Source organism: Draconibacterium sp., assembly GCF_041583095.1.
Classification (GTDB): Bacteria; Bacteroidota; Bacteroidia; order Bacteroidales; family Prolixibacteraceae; genus Draconibacterium.
The window spans coordinates 1-7,117 of sequence record NZ_JBFHGM010000263.1 but is presented as its reverse complement, the minus strand read 5'-3'; the positions used below and the strand labels follow the sequence as shown (position 1 = coordinate 7,117).

At 44.7% G+C, this 7,117-nt stretch carries 5 protein-coding genes and 2 pseudogenes; all 7 read right to left on the bottom strand.

Annotated elements, in window-relative coordinates; genetic code table 11:
- Positions 1-378, bottom strand: a pseudogene (locus ABZB17_RS18480) (hypothetical protein); the annotation flags it as partial.
- 33 nt (positions 379-411) lie between these two features.
- Entirely contained in the window at positions 412-1,977 is a 1,566-nt protein-coding gene (locus tag ABZB17_RS18475) for a carboxylesterase/lipase family protein (protein WP_372652359.1), read from the bottom strand.
- 141 nt (positions 1,978-2,118) lie between these two features.
- Positions 2,119-3,306, bottom strand: coding sequence for an esterase (locus ABZB17_RS18470; protein WP_372652357.1), 1,188 nt, complete (start codon positions 3,304-3,306; stop codon positions 2,119-2,121).
- 19 nt (positions 3,307-3,325) lie between these two features.
- Positions 3,326-4,474 carry an alpha/beta hydrolase-fold protein gene (locus tag ABZB17_RS18465; RefSeq protein WP_372652354.1) on the bottom strand — a complete coding sequence of 383 codons (1,149 nt, stop codon included), beginning with the start codon at positions 4,472-4,474 and terminating at the stop codon, positions 3,326-3,328.
- A 10-nt stretch (positions 4,475-4,484) separates the two neighbouring features.
- Complete coding sequence (locus ABZB17_RS18460) at positions 4,485-5,684, bottom strand: alpha/beta hydrolase (protein ID WP_372652352.1); 1,200 nt, start codon at positions 5,682-5,684, stop codon at positions 4,485-4,487.
- Between the two features lie 16 nt (positions 5,685-5,700).
- Entirely contained in the window at positions 5,701-6,843 is a 1,143-nt protein-coding gene (locus ABZB17_RS18455) for an alpha/beta hydrolase-fold protein (RefSeq protein WP_372652350.1), read from the bottom strand.
- 3 nt (positions 6,844-6,846) lie between these two features.
- Positions 6,847-7,117: pseudogene (locus ABZB17_RS18450) on the bottom strand (esterase); the annotation flags it as partial.

The window sequence follows — 7,117 nt, the reverse complement described above, 5'->3', positions numbered from 1 at the left end:
GGCTTCGGTTAATTGCGACGATTGTGAACGGCCACCGCCACGTTCGCCTTCTGCCGGCATCGGGCCAATGGCAATCACCAAAAATCCGTGCGATGCCACCTCATTCAGAAAGTTAACATGTTCCCATGGTGAGTTGGCACAGGCTCCGTTTCCCCAGGCAATAACCGGCAGTTTGTTTTTCTTGCCAAAAGCGCTCAAATCCTGAGGCCGAAAAACAGTGTGTGTTGCCAAGGAAGGCTCCGAAATCATAATGGCTTTGTATTCGCCTGTTCCCCCGTCTTCAACAATTCGCGAAGCACTTTCCTGTGCTGTAATTTGATTGGCAAACACAGCTGCCAACACAACAAGTAAAAATAAAACTCGGTGTATTTTCTTCATTTTAATTCTGATTTATTATTTATACATCTACAATTATTCAAGGCTGTTTACCCATTCTTTGCCTTCGGGCGAACGTCGCCACTCAAAGTACTCGTTCAGTACTTCTAACGACGCTGCACTTGGCACCTCGCCCACAAAAGGTGTTGCCCCTTTCAGGTACATCACATCGGGATTTTCGTTGCTGAAAGCCGGCCACTCAGGAACACCTTCGCCATTCGGGTTACCGTATTTTGCAAAGTTGGTCCAGTAATCCACCATTACCTCCGAAAGTGCCAGGTCTGACTCATTCTCATGTTGATCTTCCGGATTCAATCCAAAAACAAAAGCTACATCCTGTCCGTGTGGCGAGCCATAACCGTAACGAGGCGAATCTTCGGGATAATCGGGGTGCTGATCGAAATAGTACAAATATACATCCGATTCTCCTGTTTCCGATTGCAAACGCGCCCAACTCCAGGTATGCCATCCAAAAGCGGCATCGCGAGCCAGGTCGCGTGCGGTTTTAGGAACCGTGTTTTCTCCTGCCGGATAAGCTTCAATCAGTTTGTCGGCAAATTTTCCGTACCGCGCTCTTACCCCGGTATAATATTGTTCGGGTTCCCTTTCGCGCGAGAAACTTGCTCCCTCATCCGAATTGTACCCGATAAGCACAGGCACATCGTTGTATTTTCCTTCTTCGTAAAGTTTATACTGATCGTCGGGAATTACATAACCATCAACAATGGGCCATCCTCCTGCCATACCGAAACCGCTTGGCACCTCGTCGGCATCCAAAGCACGAAGTTCAGCCAGACTGGAAACACCTGCATTTTGCATGTACTCCACGCCATCAGCTTCTGCCTTCTCAAGTGTTTTCATATTTTCGCCCGGCATGGTTGAAGGACGGGTTGGGCCAAACGAACCGCCACTTTGCGAAATAGCGCCACTAAACAGACCTTTTGCCAAAGGCGATGCACACAACATACTTACCGAAATACCTCCGGCCGATTCGCCAAATATGGTAACTTTTGAAGGATCGCCACCAAAAGCAGCAATATTATCCTGAATCCATTGTAAACCCGCAATCTGGTCGAGAATACCGTAGTTTCCTGAAACGTGATTCGGGCTTTCAGCACTCAGTTCTGGGTGCGCCAAAAAGCCAAACTGATTTACGCGGTAAGCAACACTTACCAAAACAACTCCTTCTTTAGCCAATATCGCTCCATCGTAATACGAAGTTGCTCCGCCACTAAAACCGCCGCCGTATATCCATACCAAAACAGGTAGTTTTTCTTCGGCCGTCATTGCCGGAGTCCAGATGTTCAGGTACAGACAGTCTTCGCTTTTTCCAGCCGGAGGATTCCCTCCCTGCATTGGTGAAGGTCCAAATTCTTTGGTTTCTTTTACGCCTTCCCACTTTTCAGCAGGTTGTGGTGCTTTCCAGCGTAAATCGCCTACCGGAGGTGCAGCAAACGGCACTCCTTTAAAAACCCGAAGCCCATCCTCAATGGTTCCTTCTACAATTCCCTGTTCAACCTTTACCTGCTCGGGCGGAAGTTGAGAACAAGCATTCATAATAACGATGATTGCGATTGCAATTAAATAGAATGTTTTTTTCATTATTGATAGCTATTAAATTTCAGTCTTTTAGTTTGTACAATCAGACTTCGACTACGCTCAGTCTGACGGTCACCCTGAGCGAAGTCGAAGGGTCTTTTATCAATGAATCTAAACTACATTGACGCTTATTATTTTTGTTTGTTATTTCCAAAGATTTGGCAGAAAGCGGTAATAAAGTAAGTGCCGCCAGGTTGACCAAACATGACCGCCACTACCGCCCACATAATAATCGTATTCAATGTTGTGATTGTCAAGAGCCTTACACAAAGCATCAACTCGTCGGCTAAAAAAACCTTTTGCTTCTTCAGTACCCTGTCCGATAAAAAGGTAATCTACTTTGTCGTTTACCTTCGGATCATTCAGAAATTGTGAAAGCGTAGTTTCGGCAGTTACATCTCCGGCACTTAAAATTCCAAAATTCGCAAATAAATCGAGCGAACGGAAACCAATAAACATACTGTGTCGTCCACCCATCGACAAACCGGAAATGGCACGTCCTTTTGGATTTGGAATAGTGCTGTAACTTGCATCAACCAATGGAATAACATGGTTACGCAGTTCTTTTTCAAAAATATCGAAAGTAAGTTCTGCGTGCTGCGGATGATTACGGTGAATCACCTGGTTGTTTGGAATAGCAATAATCATCGGTTTCGCTTTCCCCTCGGCCAGTAAATTATCCAGAATGAGGTTCGCGCGGCCGTCGTAAATCCAGTTCGATGGTAATTCGCCGCTACCGCCCACAAGATAAAGCACCGGATATTCTTTAGAAGGATCGTAACCCGGTGGTGTATACACATACATTTCGCGTTCGCCATTGGTAACATCCGAATGATAAATGTGTCGTGTCACATTTCCGTGAGGTACGTTTTTGGCATCGTAATACGCCGGGCCGTCACCGTGCACTATCAACTGACTGTAAGGCGGCATGGCCGTAAAAGCAGCAATGGTGTTGCTCGGGTCACAAATTTGCATGCCGTCAACGTTAAAATGATAAGCATACATATCGGGTTCGAAAGGCCCCACCGTTACCGACCAAATTCCGTCTTCACCTTTTTCAAGCGGAAGTGGCTCACGCCCTCTGCCAAGAGCCGTAAGAATGGTTCCATCCGTAATTGTAACCACCTTGGCTTCAGGTGCTTTTAAGCGAAAAGTTACCATATGATCGTCGTGCACTTCAGGAGAATTTAAAGGCGCACTAAAGGGAATTAATCCTTCGGTGTCTTTTTGCGGATTATAATCGAGATTAACATTGGCCTGCTGCGCTTGTGAAAGTATTGGGCACACAAACAAAGCAGTAATAACCAACAACAGATGTTTTGTACGTTTCATAATTTAGATTTTAGTTATTTTACTGAAATACCCTTGATGCAAAATCGTGTAAGGACTTTCTCCAAACCTGCCATTCGTGGTCGCCGGGAAAAGAATTGAACTCCACTTCCAGGCCGTTTTCACGCATAGTTTTTACCGCCTTTTTGGTATGTTCAATACGCATGTCCTGCTCACCACATGAAATATAGAACAAATCCAGATTTTTATTGAATTTATCGGACTCGGATAAAAGTCCCGGAATTTCTTTTTCGGCATCAAAACCACTTCCCGAGGTTCTGATTCCACCAAACAGTCCGGTGCTAAATACACCTACAGAGCCAAAAAACTCAGGGCTTTCCAATCCCACGTAAAACGATTGTCCGCCTCCCATCGAAAGTCCGCAAATAGCACGATTATCAGCATCAGCCAGCGAGCGGTAATTTGCATCGATAAACGGGACAATATTTTTCGTCATTTCTTCTTTGAAAGGAGCCATTCCCTTGCTGCTGTAGCCACCAAAACCTCCGCCAGGTGCTGTAACGTTTCCGTTGGCAATGACCACTATCAATGGCCTGGCTTTTCCTTCGGCAATCAGGTTATCCAGTATAATATCGGTTTTTCCCTGCACAGCCCAGCCGGTTTCATCTTCGCCGCCACCATGCTGAATATAAACCACCGGATATTTTTCGCTGATATTTTTATCGTAGCCGGGAGGCGTATAAACAAAGAGGCGTCTCCAGCTTTTGGTGTATTCCGAATAATAATATTTCGAACTTAAAGCGCCGTGCGGAACATCTTTTATTGTATAAAAATCAGCACCTTTTTCAGGAATCTCAATAGCACTAGCCATTCTCCCCATACCATAAAACGATTCACTTGCAGGGTCGGCAACTTTAATTCCGTCTATAACCAATGAATAATAGTGAAATCCCGGAACCTGCGGATCGGTTGTAACACTCCAAACTCCCTGGTCATCTTTTGTCATATCATACAACTTTCCCAAATCAATCTGAACTTTTTTAGCATCAGGAGCCTTCACCCTGAAGATCACACTTAAATCAGTCTGAATTTTGGGATATTCAGCACCAGCCACATTGCTTGTAGCTGGTGTTGATTCTGTATTTTCTTGTCCCAAACAAAACAGACTTGCTTGAGCAATAATTATTAATATTAACAGAAAGTGCTTCATTTATAACAAATTATTTCTTTTGAAAAAGAAGTTGAGCAAAACCATACAAGCTTTTGCGCCAGGTTTGAAATTCATGTGCCGTTCCGGGTGCTTCGTAATAAACATTGTTGATGCCGGCATTATCAAGCGTCTCATGAATAGCCCTTCCGGAACGGGGACCTTCTTTTGACCCCATGGATACGTAGAACAATTTTACCTGCTTGTTGAATTCGTCAGGTTTTGCCAACAAGCCGTTATAACCGCTTTCAACGCCTGGAAATCCAAACGGAGCACTAAAAACACCGATGCTGGCAAACTTATCGAGATTGGCCTGTGAAATTTGGTAGGTTTGTGTTCCCCCAAGCGAAAGACCTGCAATTGCCCGATTTTCGCGATCACTTAATGTTCTGAATTGTTTATCGATTGTAGGAATCAGATCGGTGATAATGGTTTCAGTAAATTCATCCCAAAAATTAGGTCCTTGTCCGGGACCTCCCCGACGGCCTGGCCCCTGTCTTTCAGGTTTGGGAAGTATTTTACCTGATTTATCGCGAATAGGCGTATTAAAAGCTCTTGCAATTCCACCATCTTCCATTACAATAATCATTGGTTTTGCTTTCCCTTCGGCAATCAGGTTATCGAGAATAAAATTGGTACGCCCCTGATTTGGCCATGCGCGCCTGTCTTCTCCCATACCGTGCTGCAAATAAAGCACCGGATATTTTTTGTCAAGATCCTTGTCGTAACCCGGAGGGGTATAAACATAAGCATGACGAGGCTCGTTGAACGATTTTGACCAATAATACACTGATCGAACCTGGCCATGAGGAACATTCTTTATATCGTAAAAATCAACTCCTGCTTCCGGGATTTCCATTCCACTCATAATGCGACTTGCACCAAAAAATGTTTCAGTATAAGGATCGGCAACGTCTACACCATTTATTTTCAAAGTATAATAATGAAAACCAGGATCCTGAGGCTTGGTGACGCCTGTCCAAACACCATCGTCGCCTTTCGTTAGCGGAACATTTCCAAGGCTCACTGAAATACTGGTTGCTTCAGGTGCCTCTATGCGAAAATATACCTGTCCTAAAGAATCGACACGGGGATACTCGGCTCCTAATATATTGGTTGAAGCAGGCTTTGTTCCTGCCGGAAAATCATTGTTTTGTGTATGCCCTACTGAACTTATTACGAACAGCAGAAGCACTAAAAAAAGATTCTTCATTTCTTGATTTAATTAATTATTTGAACAGCAACTGGGCATACTGATGTAAATCCCTGCGCCAGGTTTGCCACTCGTGAGCAGTTTCAGGCGACTCGTAATACACATAATCGATGCCCTGTTTTTCGAGCATATTTCGGAAAGCACCAACTGAGCCGGGAAAAGGTTCTGGTTCTTTGGTTCCCAAACCCAGCCAGAAAACTTTCATCTGCTTATTTACAGATTTCCCGTTTTTGAAGGCTCCGTTCAAAAAAGTTTCCACATTAATTTCGTCGGAACTGGGGTAATTGGATGTACCGCTAAAACCGCCGTAATACGCAAACTCATCGAGGTTGTTCATACAAATTCGCATGGTTTGATTGGCTCCCATCGACAAGCCCGCAATGGCGCGATGCTCACGATCAGCAATGGTTCGGAAGCGTTTATCGATCATCGGAATGATTTCGTTCATCATCACCTCTTCGAAAACCATTGCCGGACGACCGCCGCCTGAACTTTGTGGTTTATAGGCATAACCGTTGTCCATCACAATAATCATGGGCACCGCTTTTTGGGCTGCAATCAGGTTATCCAAAATGCGGTTGGCATGTCCCTGGCTTGCCCATCCGGTTTCGTCTTCAAAACTTCCGTGTTGCAGGTAAAGTACCGGATAATGTTTTTCAGGATTAGCGTAGTACTCTGCAGGTGTATAAACAAAACAACGGCGAAACGACTGCGTAATTTCAGAGAAATAGGGCTGTTCGCTAACCATACCGTGCGGCACATTTTTCAGTGCATAAATGTCCATGTCGTCGGCCGGAATTTCAATACCACTTCCCCAGCGGCCGGCACCATAAAAATATTTGGTTCCCGGATCGGGAACTGATGCGCCGTCAACATTTAACTGGTAGTAATGAAAACCAACATCCTGAGGTTCCGATTCACCGGTCCACAAGCCGTTTTCGTCTTTTTTCATTTCATATTTTACGCCGCCAATATCGAGTCTGACATTGTTGGCTTCCGGTGCTGAAATCTGCGCACGAACCCGGCCCTCAGAATTCACCTGAGGAAATTGTTTGCCGGGCTGATTTACCGATGACGGCTGAAAATCCTCAACCACATCCTGAGCGGCACAAATTCCGCTGATGAATAAAGCCGTAAATAATAGGACTATATTCTTCATAAGTTATTCTTTAAACAATAGCGGAGCCAGTTGATACAAACTTCTGCGCCAGGTTTGAAACTCGTGTGCAGTACCTTCCGAAACATACGAAACCGCGTTGTAACCGGCATCTTTTAATGCTTTTGCCGCATTTTTCACTCCATCCGGACGTTCTTTGCTACCACAACTGATAAATACCAGTTTCAGGTTCGAATGATCTTTGATATCCTCAGGTGCATAAATACCACCACTTAACAGCGCATAATACGAAAACACTTCAGGTCTGTTCAATGTG